The following is a 17,442-nucleotide window of genomic DNA, read 5'->3' on the forward strand; positions in this document are numbered from 1 at the left end:
TGCCGATTGCACCCGATTATCGATCGGTGGGTCAACGCCTATAGTGGTTGGACTCACCTTGATAGAGGCAAATGACATGAGCGACGCCAGCAAAGCAGGTACTTTCCAGATCGGCGACCGGACCGTGAACCGCATGGGTTACGGCGCGATGCAATTGGCGGGGCCAGGGGTGTTCGGGCCGCCCAAAGACCCGAAAGCAGCGCTTGCCGTGTTGCGTGAAGCGTTGGCGCTGGGCGTAAATCACATCGACACGTCCGACTTCTACGGCCCTCACGTCACCAACCAGTTGATCCGTGAGGCGCTGCATCCTTATGCCGATGATCTGACGATCGTCACCAAAGTCGGCGCCAAACGTGGTGACGACGCGTCGTGGAACCCGGCACAAAGTCCGGCCGAACTGGTTCAGGCGGTGCACGACAACTTGCGCAATCTGGGCCTGGAGGTGCTGGACGTGGTCAATTTTCGCGCATGGGGCAATATGCATGCGCCGGACGAAGCCTCCATCGCCGAGCAATTCACGGCGCTGGCCGAGCTGCAACAGCAAGGGCTGATTCGGCATCTGGGCCTCTCCAACGTCAGCGCGGTACAGGTCAAGGAAGCGCAAGCCATTGCCCAGGTGGTCTGCGTGCAGAACCATTACAACCTGTCCCATCGCGACGACGAACAACTGATCGCGCAACTGAGCGAGCAGGGCATCGCCTACGTGCCGTTCTTTCCACTGGGCGGTTTTACGCCTTTGCAGTCGGATGTGCTGGCCAGTGTCACCCAGCGCCTGCAGGCGTCGCAGCTGAATGTAGCATTGGCCTGGCTGCTGCAGCGCTCGCCGAATATCCTGCTGATTCCGGGTACGTCTTCCGTAGCGCACCTGCGGGAGAACCTGACAGCCAGTGAGCTGAAGATCGCGCCGGAACTGTTGGCCGAGCTGGATGCAGTCGCCTGAGCATCGGCAGGACAGCGACGTTTTGGGTGCCAGGCATGCTCGCTTTCTTCGGCCCGAACGAAACCCCGTGCGCAGGGCGCACAGGGTCTCGCGCGTAACGGGTTAGCGGTGGGAGAACATCGGTTGGCCGGCGTGTTCCAGATCGGCCACCAGAATCGAGCCGGTGGATGAGTCGGTGATGAACAACTGCCGGTTGCCCTCGCCACCGAACGCCAGATTGGTCAGGGTGCGACCTTCAGTGCAGCTGCGAATCCGGTACAGCGGCACGGCATGGGGATCGAACACCCACACGCAGCCATTGCCAGCGTCGCAGACATACAGGTTGCCTTGGGCGTCCAACGCCATGCCGTCGGCACCGCTGACACCTCCGGCCATGGCCGTGAAAATCCCCACTTTGCTGGTGCCGCCGTCACGCTGAATCGGCAGGCGCCAGACCGCGTTGCCACGGGTCATCGCCACGAACAGCGCGTTCTGCGCCAGGTCCATCACCAGCCCGTTGGGGCTCGGGCCGTTATCGATCAGGCGCGTCAGACTCTCTTTTTCCAGATCGTAGGCGTACACGCGGCCGGTCGGGTCTTGCTGGCCGGTTTGCCCCTGATCGGTGAAATACAGCTTACCCCCGGCATCGAAGAACAGGTCATTGACCCCTTTGAAGCCCTCGCTGCGGCTGTGGGTGAGGAAGGGCGTCACTGCGCCGGTTTCAGGGTCCAGGGTGAGGATTCCCTGCTTGTAATCGGCAATGAAGATCCGGCCGTCACGATGAATTTTCAGGCCGTTGGGCCAGCCATCGTATTCGGCGATCAGTGTCCAGTTACCTTGTGGATCGATGCGCAGGACCCGGCCGTAGGGAATGTCGGTGACGTAGAGATTGCCAACCAGATCGAAGGAGGGCCCTTCGAGAAAGCTCTTGACCCGTTGTCCGGGCTTGTTGGCGCGTACCCAATCGGAGTTTCCGTCTCTCCAGAATGGCTCCGGCAATGTGGTGAACACGCGGGTCGGCAGGTCGCGAGGCGGGGCATACAAACTCACAGGATCAACTCCTACGGGACGAACAGGGAAAGCACCGATCTTGAATGTGCCGAAGCCGTTTCGCTATGTTGTTATTGTTCTGTCAGACAGAACGGTGTGTTTTCTAATAGAACAAATGTCGACTTTATCTTTTCGACTGTCAACCCGTTGTTAGCAGCAGACTACTCACCAGAAGCCTACCAAAGTCGATGCCTTCGGTTCCGAAGCCGGCCCGTGCCGCGGGTGCCATTCCACGCATTGACATACCGACTGTGTACGCTCATGATTATTTCAGAACATCGTTCTGCTAGATGGAACAGCCGCAATCTAATTCCCGGAGACCCGGTGATGAACCATAAAAACAACATCGACATCCTTATCAGTGAGGTCGGGCCCCGTGATGGGCTGCAAAGCGTCGGCGCTACCATGCCGACAGCCCTGAAGCTCAAGTGGCTGACCGCTCTGGCCGATGCCGGGCTGAGGGAGATCGAGGTCGGCTCTTTCGTGTCGCCCAAGCTATTGCCGCAGATGGCGGATGCGGCCGAGCTGGTCACCCATCTGCGCCAACGCCCGCAGGTGTTCGTCACCGCGCTGGTGCCGAATCTCAAGGGCGCCGAAGCGGCATTCAACGCTGGGGTGCAGAAGATCACCCTGCCGATTTCCGTCAGCGAGCCGCACTCGCTGGCCAACATTCGCAAGACCCATCAACAGGTGTACGACGAAGTGCGTTCGGTCATCGCCCTGCGCAATGAGCGTTTTGCCCATGTGGAAGTCGAGGCCGGGCTGTCCACGGTGTTTGGCTGCACGATTCAGGGCGAAGTGCCGGAGGACGACGTGATCCGCATGGCCTTGACCATGGCGGAACTGGGCGTCGATGAAGTCGGGCTGGCCGATACCGTCGGCTATGCCAATCCCGCTCAGGTCCGTCGTCTGTTTACCCGCTTGCGCAACGAAATCGGTGGCAAGGCGGGCAGCGCGCATTTTCACAACACCCGCGGCCAGGGGCTGGCGAACGTGGTGGCAGCACTGGACGTCGGTGTCACCACCATCGATGCCTCTCAAGGCGGCATTGGCGGCTGCCCTTACGCGCCCGGCGCTTCGGGCAATATCGTCACCGAAGATTTGGTCTACTTGCTCGAATCCATGGGCCTGCGCACCGGCGTCGATATCGACAAACTGGTCGCCGCGCGCCAATGGCTGATGCAGGGGCTGCCGGGCGAGCCTTTATATGGCTTCATCCCCGACGCGGGCGTGGGCAAGAATTTCCACTATGCCGGAGGCGCCCGATGAGCCTGCTCAACGACAAACTTCAGGCCTTGCCGCTGACTGGCGTGCGCGTGATCGAGTTCGTGCACATGGTCATGGGCCCGACCTGCGGTCTGGTGCTCGCGGACCTGGGCGCTGAAGTGATCAAAGTCGAGCCGACCCCCGAAGGCGACAACACCCGGCGCCTGACCGGTTCCGGGGCTGGCTATTGGATGACCTACAACCGCAACAAGAAAAGCTTCGCGGTCGACATCAAGACCGAGGAAGGCATGGCAGCGGTGCGTAAGCTGATTGAAAGCGCCGACGTGGTCACCGAGAACTTCCGCCCCGGCGCCATGGAAAAGCTCGGCCTGGGCTACGAGGACGTGAAGGCGATCAAACCCGACATCATCTACAGCTCCATGAAAGGTTTTCTCCCCGGTCCTTACGAACACCGCACCGCGCTGGATGAAGTGGTACAGATGATGACCGGTCTGGCCTACATGACCGGCCCCGAAGGCCGACCGTTGCGCGCTGGAGCTTCGGTCAACGATGTGATGGGCGGCATGTTCAGCGCCATCTCGATCCTGGCCGCGCTGTGGCAACGCAAGCATACCGGGGAAGGGCAGTTCGTGCAGACCGGGCTGTTCGAGAACTCGGCGTTTCTGGTCGGCCAGCACATGATGCAAATGGCGACCACCGGCAAGCCTGCCGCGCCGATGCCCAGCCGGCTCTCTGCGTGGGCCATCTATGACGTGTTCGACACCCGTGATGACGAGCAAGTGTTCGTGGGCGTGGTCAGCGACAGCCAGTGGCTCAATTTCTGTCGCAGTTTTGGATTCGATGCCTTGGGGTGCGACCCGGAGCTTGCGAAAAACACCCAGCGTGTCCAGGCGCGGGCGAAGATTCTGCCCACGGTCAAGGAGCGTATGGCGCAGATGACCAAGCAGGAAGTCATGACCCTGTGCGAACAGGCCGGGCTGCCGTTTTCGCCGATCCAGCGACCGCAGGATCTGTTCGAAGACCGCCACCTGAACGAGTCCGGCGGGCTGGCGCATCTTGCGCTGGAAAGCGGCGAACAGGTGAAGGTGCCGATGCTGCCGTTCGAGATGAATGGGCGCCGTTTCGATACCCGGCTCAACGTACCGCAGCTGGGCAGTCACTCTGCCGAGCTGCTTGAGCAGATGGGTTACGCAGCGGGTGATATCGAGGCGCTGCGCGGGCGTGGCATCGTCCGCTGAAACGCCCCCTGGAACGGACTCCCGAGTAAAGTCGCTGGCGGACATTCCGGCCGCCAGCCTTATAAAAACAATGTTGAGGAAACCGGTCATGGCTATTGTCACGACACCCCCGCACAGCAGCACCAACAGCAGCGTGCAACCACTGAATGCCGAGCAGACCCGCGTCTTGCACAAAGCTGCCTGGCGCCTGATTCCCTTGCTGGCCCTGGCGTACTTTTTCAACTATCTGGACCGCACCAGCGTTGGCTATGCCGCGTTGCAGATGACCGAGCAACTGGGCCTGACCGCGACGCAGTTCGGCCTGGGTGCAGGCATCATGTTCTTCGGCTATTGCCTGTGCGAAGTGCCGAGCAACCTGGCGATGTACCGCTTCGGCGCGCGTCTGTGGATGGCACGGATCATGATCACCTGGGGCCTGGCTGCCGCCGCGACGGCGATGATCGTCGGGCCGTACAGCTTTTATGCGGTGCGTCTGGTGCTCGGCATCGCCGAGGCGGGCTTCTTCCCAGGGGTGATCTTCTTCCTGACCCTGTGGTTTCCGGCGCAGTACCGCACGCGGGTGCTGGCCTGGTTTACCGTCGCCACGCCGATTTCTTTTCTGGTCGGCGGCCCGCTATCGATCTGGCTGTTGCAGATGCATGGCCTGTTGGGGCTGGCCGGCTGGCAATGGATGTTCCTGATCGAAGGCGTGCCGGCCTGCATTCTCGGGTTCATCACCCTCAAGGTGCTGACCAATCACCCCGCCGAGGCTAAATGGCTGACGGCCGCCGAGCGTGACGTGCTGACCGGCCTGCTGGCTGAAGAACAGAGCAAGGGCCAGCACAACCACGGCTTCAAGGCCGCGCTGAAAGACCCGCGGGTGTGGATTCTCAGTTCGATCACTTTCAGCTTCACCCTGGGCTCCTACGGCATCGGCATCTGGTTACCGCAGATGCTCAAGGCCCACGGCGTGGAAGTGAGCATGATTGGTTGGGTCGCCGCGATTCCTTACTTCTTCTCCACGGTAGGTCTGCTGATCTGGGCCAAACACGTCGATCGCACTGGCAAGGGCATTTTCAACCTGACGCTGGCGATGTTGCTGGCCGGGTTCGCGTTGCTGTTCGCCCTGAAGATGGATGCGCTGATCCCGGCACTGGCGGGCATCACCTTGGCGTTGGTGGGGACCATCGCGGGCAAGACCATCTTCTTCACGCTTCCGGGCAAGTTCCTGCGCGGTCAAGCGGCGGCGGGCGGCATCGCCCTGATCAACGCCATCGGGGCTTTCGGCGGGTTCGTCGGGCCGTATCTGATGGGCTTTTTGAAGGACTACACCGGCTCCTTCACCGCCGGCCTCATGGCCATGGGCTGCATCATGTTCGTGGCCGCGGCGATGGTGGTTTCGCTGCGGTTTTTCCTGCGCGAAGAGTGAGGGCCAGGCAGTTTTTTTCGATAGGGATCGAGCACCTCTGATATTGTCTTGCGGGCGGGCAGGGTGGCCTTAAAGCCATCCTTCGCCCGCCAGCGATAAATCGACAATGAGTGTCTATGAATACCGAATCCGAAAAGAACCTTCCCGACCAGGCCGCTAATGCAGAGGGTGGGGTAGCGGCAGTCGACCGCGCATTCGCCATCCTGTCGGCCTTCAATATCGATCAGGACTCCCTGACCCTGGCGGAAATCGCCCGGCGTACGGGGCTGTACAAAAGCACGATCCTGCGCTTGATCGCCTCTTTGGAAAAGGCCGGTTTCGTTCGTCGCCTCAGCGATGGTCGTTACTCGGTGGGGCCCGAGCCTTTGCGGCTGTCACAGCTGTACCAGACCTCGTTCCGCCTTCGCGACGTGATTCATCCCTTGCTGGAGTCGATCACCGAGGAAAGCGGCGAAACCTCTTCCTTTTATGTGCTGGAAAACGGCAGCCGCGTAGTGCTGTTTCGGGTCGAACCCAAGCGCGCGGTTCGTGTTTCGGTCCTGGAAGGCGCGCGCTTTACCCTGCAGACTGGCGCATCGGGCAAGGTCCTTCGTGCGTTTTCGCGCAATGCCGATCCTTCGTTGACCGAGGTTCGCGAGCGCTTCTGGGCTTGTTCGTTCGGTGAGCGCGATCCTGAGACCACCGCTGTGTCGGTGCCTGTGTTTTCCATGGGCCATGAACTCAAGGGCGCACTGACCTTGTCGGGGCCGTCTGATCGACTGGTGAAGGAACACATCGAGCATGCTGCCTCGATTCTATTGCGCAACGCAGCCATCGCCACCAGTGCGCTGGGCGGCAGCGATGGGGAGTTGCGAGAGGCGTTGAAGCGGCTGAACCCCTGACGTTCGACACACTTGGAGCCACTTTTGCGGCGGCTGCAAACGTCGTCAGCCGGGAACGGATTCCCGGCTGAACGCATCGACTTCCCGCACCAGGCCCTTGGCCGCCAGCATCACCAGTTCACCGCCTTTTTCCGGAGTGGCCAAGGCCGGGTCCGAACCCATGCGCCCGTCGGGGAAACGTGCGCGAAAATCGCGGGCCTCCCGAATCGGACCTGTCGGGGCGATTTGTGGCGAGTAGGGCGCGGATTTGATCGCATCGGGATACGCCCACTGAGTCACGGCGATTTCTGACGGCGTGGCATGGGAGCCGTGGCCGGTCGGGAATTGCTCGTGGGCCAGCCTGCCGACGCCTTCCAGATCCCACCAGTTGCACAGCTTCAGCGCAAAACCCGCTGGACGACGGGCAAAGCTGGCTTCGGCGTACAACTCCGAGAAGGCCGCTTCGATCGAGGCAATATTCCCGCCGTGGCCGTTGAGGAACAGGATCTTTTCGAAGCCGTGGCCGGCCAATGAGCGTACCCAGTCGCCGATGGCGGCGATGAAGGTTGAAGGGCGCAGGGAAATGGTGCCGGGAAAGCCCAAGTGGTGCTGCGCCATGCCGATATTGAAGGTCGGGGCGATCAGGATGTCTGCGCTTTTCTGTGCTTGATGCGCGATGATTTGCGGGCACATCCAGTCGGTGCCCAAGAGGCCGGTCGGACCGTGCTGTTCGTTGGAACCGATGGGCACGACGATGGTACGGCTGCGGGTCAGAAACGCTTCGATCTCCAGCCACGTCGACGAATGTAAAAGCATGGGAAATCCTCTCTCAGGCGGGCTCGTTTTGGGGGGTCAACGGCGGGGTGCGCGGCGGCACCTTGCGCTTGCTGCCCGTCGATTCAAACGCCGACGCCAGGCGCAGCAGCGTCGAGTCGTCATAGGCGCGACCGGCGAAAGTCAGTCCCACCGGCATGCCGATGTCCGGCATCACGCCCATCGGCACGGTGACCGTCGGCACGCCCAGATGGCGAATGGCGAGGTTGCCGTTGGCGACCCACACGCCGTTGCTCCAGGCGATGTCTGCCGACTGAGGGTCAACATCCGAATTGGCAGGCGCAACGTCCGCCACCGTCGGGAACAAGACCGCATCCAGCCGCAACCCATCCATCCATTCTTCCAGGTCGATGCGCCGGGTTTTCTCCAGGCCGCGCAGGCCATCGGCCAGGGTCTCGATCTGGTCCCAGGGCCTGATGCCGCGCTCGGCCATGCGCACGTATTCGTCCATGCCCGCGGCCAGATCGCCTTCGCGATTGGGCAGGGTGCCGGGGTCGTGAGGGAAGATTTTCGGTCCGTCTACATCAACCAGTCGGTTTAACTTGGGGTCGCCGTTGGCGCGCAGGAAATCATCGAACGCCCAGGCGGTCAGGTCCCACAACTCGTGGTGCAGGAACTCTCTGGAAACGATGCCGCGGTTGTACACGGTCGGTGTGCCGGGGCGATCGCCTTCGCAGTTGGACACCAGCGGGAAGTCGACTTCGATGACCTCGGCGCCGGCCGCTTCCAGCGCCTTGCGTGCTTGCTGCCACAGGCCGATCACCGATGGACGGGTGTTGATGCGTTGCCCTGTCGGGCCGCCGATGCCGGGAGCGTCGCTGGTGCCTGCTTCAGGGTCGGCATTGATGTACATGCGTGGCACGCCGAGACGTTTGCCTGCCAGCGCGTCGGCTTTCACCGCCAAGTCAGCGTAGGAGGCCGGGCGCACGGAAGCGACGCTCGGGATCGGCACCCAGGGCTGCAGCCGCCAGAGATCGCCACGGGTGTCAGGGTCTTCGGCGACCACCACGTCGAGCACTTCGAGCAGGTCGGCCATGGTTCGCGCGAATGGCACGACCACGTCCATGGTCGGGGTCAGCGGCCAGTTGCCCCGCACCGAGATCACCCCGCGCGACGGCGTGTAGGCACACAGCCCGTTGTTGGACGCCGGCCCGCGGCCGCTGGACCAGGTCTCTTCGGCCAGGCCGAATGCGGCGAAGCTGGCAGCGGTTGCCGTGCCTGCGCCGTTCGAAGAGCCGGAGGCAAAAGGCGCGGTGAGGAATTGCGCGTTATACGGGCTTTGCGCGCGACCGTAGACGCCGCGCTGCATGCCCCCGTTGGCCATCGGCGGCATGTTGGTCTTGCCCAGGCAGATCGCGCCGGCCGCGCGCAGGCGCTCGATAGTGAACGCGTCGCGATAGGCGACCAGATCGGCGAAAGCCGGGCTGCCCGACGCCGCGGTCAGGCCCTTGACCAGGTAGCTGTCCTTGGCGGTGTAAGGGATGCCGTCGAGCGGGCCGAGGGTCTGGCCGTTCGCGCGGCGTGCATCGGCAGCCTGGGCTTCTTTCAGCGCATCAGGGTTGAGCACGACAACCGCGTTGAGCGCTGTGTCGGTTTCAGGGCCGTCGTAGGCGTCGATTCGGGCCAGATAGGCTTGCACCAGTTCCACCGAAGTGGTCTGGCCTGACTCCAGCGCGGCGCGCAACTGGGCGATGGAGACTTCAGTGACTTCGATCATAGGGTCACTGCCAGTGCTCTGGAATGAAGGGAACGGGATGTTTCGAATGGACTTTTCATTGTGCTTTCCGTTTCGTTGCGTGCTTTCGGGCAAAGCCGGAGCAGTGTACGGGTAGTGCGGGTGCTGTATTTAACACCAAGTACAGCGGCGCAGGCAGGGGGGATCGTGGCGATCTCTCGGAACGTCCACGAACGGTACGCGGTCTCGAACTCAACATCGTCCAGCCTCTACCGCAGGTGATCGTTGACCGTTACTCTCTGCCGAGCGAATTCAGGTGACGAGGCGAACGTTGAGCGAAAGACGAGAGTTCAGTGGCGGCATGAAGGGCAAGAACCTTCGTTACCTGGACGATGATAAGAAAACGCCAGGTGCGACCACCCGCGCCGGATTCCTGTTGCTCGAGCATTTCTCCCTGCCGGCGTTCACCCAGGTGCTGGACACCCTCGTCACCGGTAACCTGCTGCGCCCGAAACTGTTTTCGTCGCGCACGTTCGGGCTGCAGGAAGGCGAGGTCGTCAGTGATCTGGGGCTGGTCATTCGCCCCGACGCTCGGCTTGATGCCACGGCGCTGAAAGACCTCGACCTGCTGGTGATCTGCGGCGGCTATCGCACGGAACTCAAGGCCGACGACGCGCTGATCCATCTGCTGGTCAGCGCTTGCGAGCAGGGACTGACATTGGCCGGACTTTGGAATGGCGCGTGGTTTCTCGGTGCGGCCGGTTTGCTCGAAGGCTATCGGTGCGCGATCCATCCCGAGCATCGTCCGGTGCTGGCGGAGATTTCCAGAGTCACTCATGTCACCAGCGAGCCGTTCGTGGTGGACCGCGACCGGCTCACCGCTTCCAGCCCGTCCGGGGCCTTTCATATGGCGCTGGAGTGGATCAAGGCGCTGCACGACAAGGCGCTGGTGGAGGGCATCGAAGACATCCTGTCATTCGAAGAGTCACGCTATCGACGTATAAAACCCAGCCGGCACATCTCGATGAGTGCGCCGCTCAGGGAAGTCGTCAAACTGATGGACGCCAACCTCGAAGAGCCGCTGGAAATGGAACAGTTGGCGGTTTACGCCGGGCGCTCTCGGCGGCAGATCGAGCGTCTGTTCAAGGAGCAACTGGGGACTACGCCGCAGCGCTACTACCTCGAGCTACGCATCACTGAAGCCAGGCGTCTGCTGCAGCACACCGAGCTGTCCCAGGTGGAAGTGCTGGTGGCGTGCGGATTCGTTTCGCCGAGTCATTTCAGCAAATGCTACAGCTCGTACTTCGGCTACCGGCCATCGAGGGAAAGACGCCTGGTGAGGTGAACGGCGGACGACGTACGGCTGGCTCAGGCCAGAGGCCAATAAGTGCTCAAAGGCGGCGTCCGCCCTGTCACCGGGTCGGTTTCAGGAAACGGCAGCTTCGCCATACGCTCGACCATCGCCTCAGTTGGCGCTTCACGGCAGATGTCCCAGTTCTGACCTGGCGGGTAGCCGCCGACCACCAGAAAATCTTCGCTGGCCCACAGGCGGCAATGGCCGGTGCCGGTGGGCAGCAACACCACATCGCCCTTGTTGACCGTTACCTCATGGCCATTCGGTCCGCCCAGCATCAGCCGGGCACTGCCCGCCGCGAAGCCGAGTACTTCATGGGCCGTGGAGTGGTAATGGTGATAATCGAACACGCCGTCACGCCAGGCCGGTTTCCAGCCGTTGCGGGTGAACAGCGCCTCCATTGCCGATGCCACATCGCCCTCGGTGATCACGTCGGTGTAATGCAGTACCGGCAGGCGCGGGTTGTTCGGCACCCAGTCGTTGCGTTGCAGCAAAAGTGTTTTCGGTGCTTGCATGGTTTTCGCCCAGGCAAAACCGGTCGGCAGCGCTAGCGAACCTGCGCCGAGGACCAGTGCCCCTTTGATGAAGTTGCGTCTGTCGAAGGTCGTCATGAGCATTTCTCCCGTTTCAGCTGACCTGCTCACGCCCATCGGCGTTCCATGAAACATGCACGCCTGATGCAACACGGCTTGCCGGCGGCGGATTGGCGAGCGCCACGGCCGGAAGGCCTGTGCCAGACGCACGCATTCGCAGCGCCAGCCAGCCTGGAAGGGAACCCTTGAGCCCACGGCGCGGTCGGTTGATTCGTGCCTGAAGATCAAATGTCATTTGTGACACGTGAACTGTTCGGCGTTGGGAGACAGGGCAATACTTCGCAAGACTTTGAAAAATCAAACTTTGAAAATTCAGCAAGGCCCACGGATGGCCGCCGCGAGGTTCCAATAATGATTGCAATGCATCGATTTGCACTGCTGATGACCGCTGCCATGTTGCTCAGCGCCTGTGGAGATACTTCCAAGTTGCCGTTCCAGGCGGGCATTGGTCCCAAGCCACAGTTGCCTGAGCCGACCAGTTCGTTGATTCCGACGCTGAAAGTGTCCAAGGCCGTGGGCTGGAGTGGCAGCGACACGCCCAAGGCGCCCGACGGTTTCAAGGTGCAGGCGCTGGCCGATAACCTGCAGCACCCGCGCTGGCTGTACAAGCTGCCGAACGGTGATGTGCTGGTGGCCGAAAGCAACACGCCACCCAAGCCTGAAGGCTCGACCGATGGCGGCACCGGCCTGATGGCCTGGGCCAAGCGCACCGCTTCGGGCATCGTCATGGGCCGCGCGGGGGCCGAAGCGCCTAGCGCCAATCGCATCACCCTGCTGCGTGACGCCGACGGCGATGGCAAGGCCGAAGTGCACAAGGTGTTCATCAGTGGCCTGACCTCGCCCTACGGCATGGTCCTGGTGGGCAACGAGCTGTTCATCGCCAACGCCGATGCCGTGGTCAAAGTGCCGTACACCGAAGGCCAGACCGAAATCACCGCGACCCCGGTTAAGGTCACCGACCTGCCGGCGGGCATCAACCATCACTGGACCAAGAACATCATCGCCAACAGCGACGGCAGCAAGCTCTACGTGACAGTCGGCTCCAACAGCAACGTCGGCGAGAACGGTATCGAGGCTGAAGAGGGCCGCGCGGCGATCTGGGAAGTCGATGCCAGGACCGGCCAGAAACGCCTGTTCGCCAGCGGCTTGCGCAATCCCAACGGGCTGATCTGGAAGCCGGGCAGCACTGAGCTGTGGACCGTGGTCAACGAGCGTGACGAAATCGGCAGCGATCTGGTGCCCGACTACCTGACTTCGGTGAAAGACGGCGCCTTCTACGGCTGGCCGTGGAGCTATTACGGCAACCACGTCGATGCTCGCGTGCAGCCGCCGCGCCCGGACATGGTGGCCAAGGCCATCGCCCCGGACTATGCGCTGGGCACTCACGTTGCGCCGCTGGGCCTGACTTACTCCAACGCTCGCGGCATGCCGGATAGCTTCGCAAACGGCGTGTTCGTCGGCGAGCACGGCTCGTGGAACCGCAATCCGCAAGCCGGCTATAAAGTCGTGTTCATTGGTTTCCAGAACGGCCAGCCGTCAGGCATGCCGATCGATTTTCTCACTGGGTTCCTGAATGCCGATGGTGAAGCGCAAGGGCGTCCGGTGGGCGTGATCCTCGATCAGCAAGGCTCGCTACTGGTAGCGGACGATGTGGGCAACAAGGTCTGGCGGGTCAGCCGCAACAAATAGCCGCTGATGGAAGCAGCGCGGCTTGCCGGCGGGGGCTTCTTTGAGATTGCTACCGCCGGCAAGCCGAACTGCTACAGGGGCCTGGGCGCAGGCGCCAATCTGCGTGTTGGACGGCGGAGCCACCTGTGGTGTACTTCGCCGGATGATCTGCATATTCAGGCTCTGCACACGTAAGCTGTGCACACTTATTCAGTCCCCGGACGGCCCGATGAATGCTTCTACCCGTTCCCACAGCCACGTCATCGGCATGTGGTTGATGGTCGGCGTGACCTTTATCTTCGCCAGCCACGATGCACTCTCCAAAACCCTGATCCTTGCGCTTCCCGTGATATTCGTGGCCTGGGCGCGTTATCTGATCCACACCCTGCTGGTCACCAGCGTGATCCTTCGGGAAAAGCGCAAAGACGCCTTCCACACCACGCGTCCCTGGCTGCACCTGCTGCGGGCGGTGTTCCTGCTGGGCGACAGCCTGACGTTTCTGTTCGGCCTGACCCATGTGCCGTTGGCCGAGTCCACGGCGCTGGTGTTTCTGGCACCGGCCTTCGTGACGATCCTCTCGCCGTTGCTGTTCGGCATCAGGGCAGACCGTTTGCAGTGGCTGTCGGTTGTCATCGGGTTTGTCGGCGTATTGGTGGTGATCAACCCGGGCGGTGATGGATTTTCGCTGTGGATGCTGTTCCCGCTGGCGTGTGCCTTCTGCTTTGCGGTTTATCAGATGCTCACGCAACTGGCCGGTGAGTTGGACAGCCCGTCGGTGTGCAGCTTTTATGTAGGTGTGTTCAGCACCGCGTTGCTGAGCCTCGCGGTGCCGTTTTTCTGGGCTGCGCCAAGCCCGTCGCAGTGGCTTATGTTGCTGGTGCTGGGCAGCCTGGGGTTGTCGGCCCATTTCCTGATCGCCAAGTCGTATCGCTACGCGTCGTCGTCGGTGCTCGCGCCATTGGGCTACCTGCAGATCGTCTTCGCCACCGGCTATGGTGTGGTGTTTTTCGACAGCTATCCCGGGTTGTCCTCAGCGTTCGGCATGGCACTGATCTGCGTGAGCGGGCTGCTGGTGTACGCCAAACGCACATCGGCGGTGGTCACCAACTGAGCCGAGGCGCGGGCTGGGTGTCGGTCAGCGGGAGAATTTGCGCGCGCCCGCCACGCACAGGATGACTGCAACCGTCACCACGATCATGCCGAGGCTGACTCGCTCGTGCAGCAGGGTCGCCGCCAGCGCCAGGCCGAAAAACGGCTGCAGCAGTTGAAGCTGACCCACCGCTGCAATCCCGCCTTGCACGAGCCCGCGATACCAGAAGATGAAGCCAATCAGCATGCTGAACAACGAGACGTAGCCCAGGCTGATCCACACGGCCAGGCTGATGTGCGCGACGGAAGACGGCGCGGTGAGCCAGGTCAGGGCCAACATGACCGGCAATGAAAGCACCAGCGCCCAGCAGATCACCTGCCAGCCGCCCAGGCTCCTTGAAAGCCTGGCACCTTCGGCATAACCCAGCCCGCAGACCAGAATCGCCAACAGCATCAGCAGATCGCCTGCCGGTGAAGCGGTGAGGCCCTGAGACACGGCAAAGCCGACCACCAACGAACTGCCGAGCACCGAGAACAGCCAGAACACCGGCCTCGGCCGTTCGCCGCCGCGCATGACCGCAAACACGGCGGTCGCCAGCGGCAACAGGACAACGAAGACGATGGAATGCGCGGACGTCACATACTGCAACGCCAACGCCGTAAGCAGCGGAAAGCCCACCACCACCCCCAGCGCGACGATGCACAACGGCAGCAGTTGATGCCTGGCCGGGCGCGTTTGCTTGAGCAGCAACAACATGCACAACGCCACCGCACCGGCAATCGACGCACGGGCGACGGTCAGGAACACCGGGGCAAATTCCTGAACGGCGATGCGCGTCGCCGGCAGCGAGCCGCTGAAGATCACCACACCGATCAGCCCGTTAAGCCAGCCGCGGGAGGTCTGGTTCGTACTGCGAGGTTGCAGGTGCGATGCGTGTTCCATGATGGCAGGCTCGATTGAGGCAGTGGTTAATTGGCAGGGTGCAGGGTTATTGCGGCAAGCCCGACCGGTTGCAGTCATCGAATCCTAGGGCGCAGAATCAGCACAATCAAAAAATTGTCATGGATACATCGCCAGTGCCCCGCGCCCGCTACAAGACCATCGTCGATGCCTTTGCCAGTGGTATCGCCTCTGGCGCGTTGCCCCCGGGCACGCGTTTGCCCACGCACCGCCAACTTGCCGAACAGCAAGGATTGGCACTGGCGACGGCGTCCCGGGTCTATGCCGAGCTTGAGGCGATGGGGCTGATCAGCGGAGAAACGGGCAGGGGCACCTTCGTGCGGGAAATCGCGCTGCCGCTCAGTCATGGCGTCGATCAACAAGCGGCAGCAGTGGGTGTGCTGGACCTGAATTTCAATTACCCGGCATTGCCTGGCCAGGCCGAGTTGCTGCGCAGTGGTTTGCGGCAATTGGCGCTTTCGGGGGATCTGGAGGCGCTGTTGCGGTATCAGCCCCATGCCGGGCGAGCCCATGAGCGCGCCTGCATCGCCCGGCATCTGGCGGATCGCGGGCTTGAAGCAGATGCCGAGCACGTGCTGATCGTCAGCGGTGCTCAGCATGGCCTGGCCGCGACCGTCATGGGCCTGCTCAAACCGGGGGATGTGGTCGCGGTCGATGCGCTGACGTATTCGGGGTTCAAGGTGCTCGCCGATGCTCACCGGCTGGAACTGGTGCCCATTGCGCTGAACGAAACCGGTCCTGATCTCGACGCTCTGGAAAAGCTTTGCCGCAAGCGCCGGCTCAAGGCGGTGTATGCCATGCCGACCTTGCACAACCCCATGGGCTGGGTAATGGACCTGCCGTGGCGTGAGCGGTTGGTGCGCATTGCGCGTGAACATCAGCTGCTGCTGATCGAAGACGCGGCCTACGCCTTTCTGGCTGACGCGCCGCCTGTTCCGTTGCGGGCGCTGGCACCGGAGCTGACGGTTTATGTGTCTGGCTTCTCGAAAAACGTCGCCACCGGATTGCGCGTCGGTTTCGTGGTCGCGCCCTTGAACTGGGTGCCTGCTCTGGAGCGAACGATCAGGGCCACCACCTGGAACACGCCGGGTGTCATGACCGCGCTGGTGTGTGGCTGGATCGAGGACGGCACCGTCGCGCGGCTTGAAGCTGAAAAACGCCAGGACGCGATGCAGCGACAGGCGATGGCGAGAAAGGCACTTGCCGGGCTTACCGTCATCGGTCATCCGGCCTCGTATTTTCTGTGGTTGCCGTTGCCCGAAGAGGTGCGAGCCGATCAAGTGGCCGTAGCACTGTTGGCAATGAATGTCGCTGTTTCCACCGCTGAAGCGTTTGCCATTTCCAGCCCTGTTCCTCATGCGATTCGCCTGGCCCTGGGGTCGGTTGAAATGGATGCGCTACAACTGGCGCTGCATAAAGTTCGCCAAATAATCGGCAACTTTGCCTTCTGAGTTAGTGTGGATAAGCATATTGAAAAGTTGCTTTATTCAGGAAAACGTAAAGGACTCTCTCAGTGCGCATACCATTCGTGAAATCGATAGTGAACATCACGGATTGCGAGTTCTTTTTTTCCATTAAACGAGCACGATAGCGTCATACCGCACTGGCTTTAGAAGGACACCGCGATGAGAATTTCAACCCTGCTGACTCTTGTCGCTGCCTTGGCCGGCAATATCGCCTTCAATGCTCCCGTCTATGCCGTAACGTCATCTACAACTGCGGCGGTCGATGAACAGTCCTGCCACTTCATGCCCGTTGCTGACAGCGGCGTTGCCCTCAGACATTCGCAGTCGGTGGGTGTGCTTTACAGCGAAAACACCGTCAGCACGCTCCAATATCTTGAGCACTACCACTCGGTTGCGTTGAACGGCGTGAAGAACGGGGCGCTGGATTCCAGAATTCGCGAAGCGTTCGTCAACAGTTCCGATCCTAAACTGGCGATCGACTGGCTCAAGGCGTCGATTGCCAAGGAATTCGCTTCCGTCACTGTGTACGACAATCTGGATGCATTGATGCAGGCGCGGCCTGACGTGGTGGTCACGCTCGACACTTACAACCAGCTCGTCACCCAACGCAACAGCAAGGTCGAGGCACGCTTTATCGCCACGTTCTACGACTCGAACCTGCAATACATCGGCAAGGCCGAAGGCCTGGGTGCAAAAGAGCTGAGCTCGGTGTGGGTCCACGACAAAGCCGCCCCGGAAATCGCCGCGCAGATCGATCAACAGCGTGATTTGCAAATCCATGCGCTGAAGCAGTTCGATGCCTCGCTCAAGGCGCTGGTGACCTCGGGTGCAGTGGCGCAGGTTGCGGGGAATTGATTGATACGCTGATCAAGTCCCTGTAGCAGTCCGGTTGCGTCAGACTCGGCTAAACGAGCACAAAAAAACCCGCTGCCACCTGACAGGCGCCAGCGGGTTCTTTGTGCGTGGTCGTCTACTGGCTGTCGGACTCTTGTTGACCGCATAAGGGTGCCCTTGAGCGGCACCGCGCCCATGCCGGTATTCAGCGCTTCGCCACCGCTTGAACTATCCTCCCCACCACGCGCCCAAAATCCCAAAGGCTT

15 protein-coding genes are annotated in these 17,442 nt (G+C 61.5%); 10 read left to right on the forward strand and 5 right to left on the reverse strand.

All coding sequences use genetic code 11. The features are described 5' to 3' along the window. Positions 1–76 precede the first annotated feature (76 nt). A complete protein-coding gene (locus CE491_RS14900; RefSeq protein WP_110949091.1) occupies positions 77–940 on the forward strand; it encodes an aldo/keto reductase family oxidoreductase in 864 nt (287 codons plus the stop codon). Positions 941–1,042: 102 nt separating this feature from the next. Here CE491_RS14900 and CE491_RS14905 read toward each other — a convergent pair whose 3' ends face one another. Further along, a complete protein-coding gene (locus tag CE491_RS14905) occupies positions 1,043–1,969 on the reverse strand; it encodes an SMP-30/gluconolactonase/LRE family protein (protein ID WP_110949092.1) in 927 nt (308 codons plus the stop codon). Positions 1,970–2,296: 327 nt separating this feature from the next. Here CE491_RS14905 and CE491_RS14910 point away from each other — a divergent pair, with 327 nt between their 5' ends. The 4 genes from CE491_RS14910 to CE491_RS14925 all read left to right on the forward strand — a co-directional run bounded on the left by CE491_RS14910 (position 2,297) and on the right by CE491_RS14925 (position 6,723). Continuing rightward, a complete protein-coding gene (locus CE491_RS14910; protein ID WP_110949093.1) occupies positions 2,297–3,238 on the forward strand; it encodes a hydroxymethylglutaryl-CoA lyase in 942 nt (313 codons plus the stop codon). After that, positions 3,235–4,434 (forward strand): CaiB/BaiF CoA transferase family protein, encoded by a 1,200-nt coding sequence (locus tag CE491_RS14915; protein ID WP_110949094.1) that lies wholly within the window; start codon positions 3,235–3,237, stop codon positions 4,432–4,434. The genes CE491_RS14910 and CE491_RS14915 overlap by 4 nt, the downstream gene beginning before the upstream one ends. An 88-nt stretch (positions 4,435–4,522) precedes the next feature. After that, positions 4,523–5,842 (forward strand): MFS transporter, encoded by a 1,320-nt coding sequence (locus CE491_RS14920; protein WP_234407604.1) that lies wholly within the window; start codon positions 4,523–4,525, stop codon positions 5,840–5,842. 116 nt (positions 5,843–5,958) lie between these two features. Continuing rightward, the gene (locus CE491_RS14925) at positions 5,959–6,723 is read left to right on the forward strand and encodes an IclR family transcriptional regulator (protein WP_110949095.1); all 765 of its coding nucleotides are present in this window, start codon (positions 5,959–5,961) and stop codon (positions 6,721–6,723) included. 45 nt (positions 6,724–6,768) lie between these two features. Here the strand turns inward: CE491_RS14925 and CE491_RS14930 are convergent, their stop codons facing one another. Then, on the reverse strand, positions 6,769–7,518 hold the full coding sequence (locus tag CE491_RS14930) for a creatininase family protein (RefSeq protein WP_110949096.1): 750 nt from the start codon (positions 7,516–7,518) through the stop codon (positions 6,769–6,771). A gap of 13 nt (positions 7,519–7,531) precedes the next feature. Continuing rightward, positions 7,532–9,253, reverse strand: coding sequence for an amidase (locus CE491_RS14935; protein ID WP_110949097.1), 1,722 nt, complete (start codon positions 9,251–9,253; stop codon positions 7,532–7,534). A 319-nt stretch (positions 9,254–9,572) separates the two neighbouring features. On the opposite strand from CE491_RS14935, the gene CE491_RS14940 reads away from it, so the two are divergent. Next, complete coding sequence (locus CE491_RS14940) at positions 9,573–10,556, forward strand: GlxA family transcriptional regulator (RefSeq protein ID WP_110949098.1); 984 nt, start codon at positions 9,573–9,575, stop codon at positions 10,554–10,556. Between the two features lie 23 nt (positions 10,557–10,579). On the opposite strand, the gene CE491_RS14945 is transcribed toward CE491_RS14940, so the two are convergent. Continuing rightward, a complete protein-coding gene (locus CE491_RS14945; RefSeq protein ID WP_110949099.1) occupies positions 10,580–11,176 on the reverse strand; it encodes a cupin in 597 nt (198 codons plus the stop codon). Between the two features lie 333 nt (positions 11,177–11,509). Between CE491_RS14945 and CE491_RS14950 the strand changes: the two genes are divergently transcribed. Beyond that, the gene (locus CE491_RS14950; protein ID WP_199885119.1) at positions 11,510–12,847 is read left to right on the forward strand and encodes a PQQ-dependent sugar dehydrogenase; all 1,338 of its coding nucleotides are present in this window, start codon (positions 11,510–11,512) and stop codon (positions 12,845–12,847) included. 208 nt (positions 12,848–13,055) lie between these two features. Further along, entirely contained in the window at positions 13,056–13,937 is an 882-nt protein-coding gene (locus CE491_RS14955) for a DMT family transporter (protein ID WP_199885120.1), read from the forward strand. Positions 13,938–13,961: 24 nt separating this feature from the next. Here CE491_RS14955 and CE491_RS14960 read toward each other — a convergent pair whose 3' ends face one another. Beyond that, entirely contained in the window at positions 13,962–14,858 is an 897-nt protein-coding gene (locus CE491_RS14960; protein ID WP_110949101.1) for a DMT family transporter, read from the reverse strand. A 134-nt stretch (positions 14,859–14,992) separates the two neighbouring features. Between CE491_RS14960 and CE491_RS14965 the strand changes: the two genes are divergently transcribed. Beyond that, positions 14,993–16,327, forward strand: coding sequence for an aminotransferase-like domain-containing protein (locus CE491_RS14965; RefSeq protein ID WP_110949102.1), 1,335 nt, complete (start codon positions 14,993–14,995; stop codon positions 16,325–16,327). Positions 16,328–16,501: 174 nt separating this feature from the next. Continuing rightward, complete coding sequence (locus CE491_RS14970) at positions 16,502–17,197, forward strand: ATPase (protein WP_110949103.1); 696 nt, start codon at positions 16,502–16,504, stop codon at positions 17,195–17,197. Positions 17,198–17,442 lie beyond the last annotated feature (245 nt).

It is taken from the genome of Pseudomonas bohemica, assembly GCF_002934685.1.
Taxonomy (GTDB): domain Bacteria; phylum Pseudomonadota; class Gammaproteobacteria; order Pseudomonadales; family Pseudomonadaceae; genus Aquipseudomonas; species Aquipseudomonas bohemica.

What these genes read in the sequence shown, in the direction of transcription:
- CE491_RS14900 (WP_110949091.1), top strand. Translation starts at nt 77, where the DNA reads ATGAGCGACGCCAGCAAAGCAGGTACTTTCCAGATCGGCGACCGGACC.
- CE491_RS14910 (WP_110949093.1), top strand. Translation starts at nt 2,297, where the DNA reads ATGAACCATAAAAACAACATCGACATCCTTATCAGTGAGGTCGGGCCC.
- CE491_RS14915 (WP_110949094.1), top strand. Translation starts at nt 3,235, where the DNA reads ATGAGCCTGCTCAACGACAAACTTCAGGCCTTGCCGCTGACTGGCGTG.
- CE491_RS14920 (WP_234407604.1), top strand. Translation starts at nt 4,523, where the DNA reads ATGGCTATTGTCACGACACCCCCGCACAGCAGCACCAACAGCAGCGTG.
- CE491_RS14925 (WP_110949095.1), top strand. Translation starts at nt 5,959, where the DNA reads ATGAATACCGAATCCGAAAAGAACCTTCCCGACCAGGCCGCTAATGCA.
- CE491_RS14930 (WP_110949096.1), bottom strand. Translation starts at nt 7,518, where the DNA reads ATGCTTTTACATTCGTCGACGTGGCTGGAGATCGAAGCGTTTCTGACC.
- CE491_RS14935 (WP_110949097.1), bottom strand. Translation starts at nt 9,253, where the DNA reads ATGATCGAAGTCACTGAAGTCTCCATCGCCCAGTTGCGCGCCGCGCTG.
- CE491_RS14940 (WP_110949098.1), top strand. Translation starts at nt 9,573, where the DNA reads ATGAAGGGCAAGAACCTTCGTTACCTGGACGATGATAAGAAAACGCCA.
- CE491_RS14945 (WP_110949099.1), bottom strand. Translation starts at nt 11,176, where the DNA reads ATGACGACCTTCGACAGACGCAACTTCATCAAAGGGGCACTGGTCCTC.
- CE491_RS14950 (WP_199885119.1), top strand. Translation starts at nt 11,510, where the DNA reads ATGATTGCAATGCATCGATTTGCACTGCTGATGACCGCTGCCATGTTG.
- CE491_RS14955 (WP_199885120.1), top strand. Translation starts at nt 13,056, where the DNA reads ATGAATGCTTCTACCCGTTCCCACAGCCACGTCATCGGCATGTGGTTG.
- CE491_RS14960 (WP_110949101.1), bottom strand. Translation starts at nt 14,858, where the DNA reads ATGGAACACGCATCGCACCTGCAACCTCGCAGTACGAACCAGACCTCC.
- CE491_RS14970 (WP_110949103.1), top strand. Translation starts at nt 16,502, where the DNA reads ATGAGAATTTCAACCCTGCTGACTCTTGTCGCTGCCTTGGCCGGCAAT.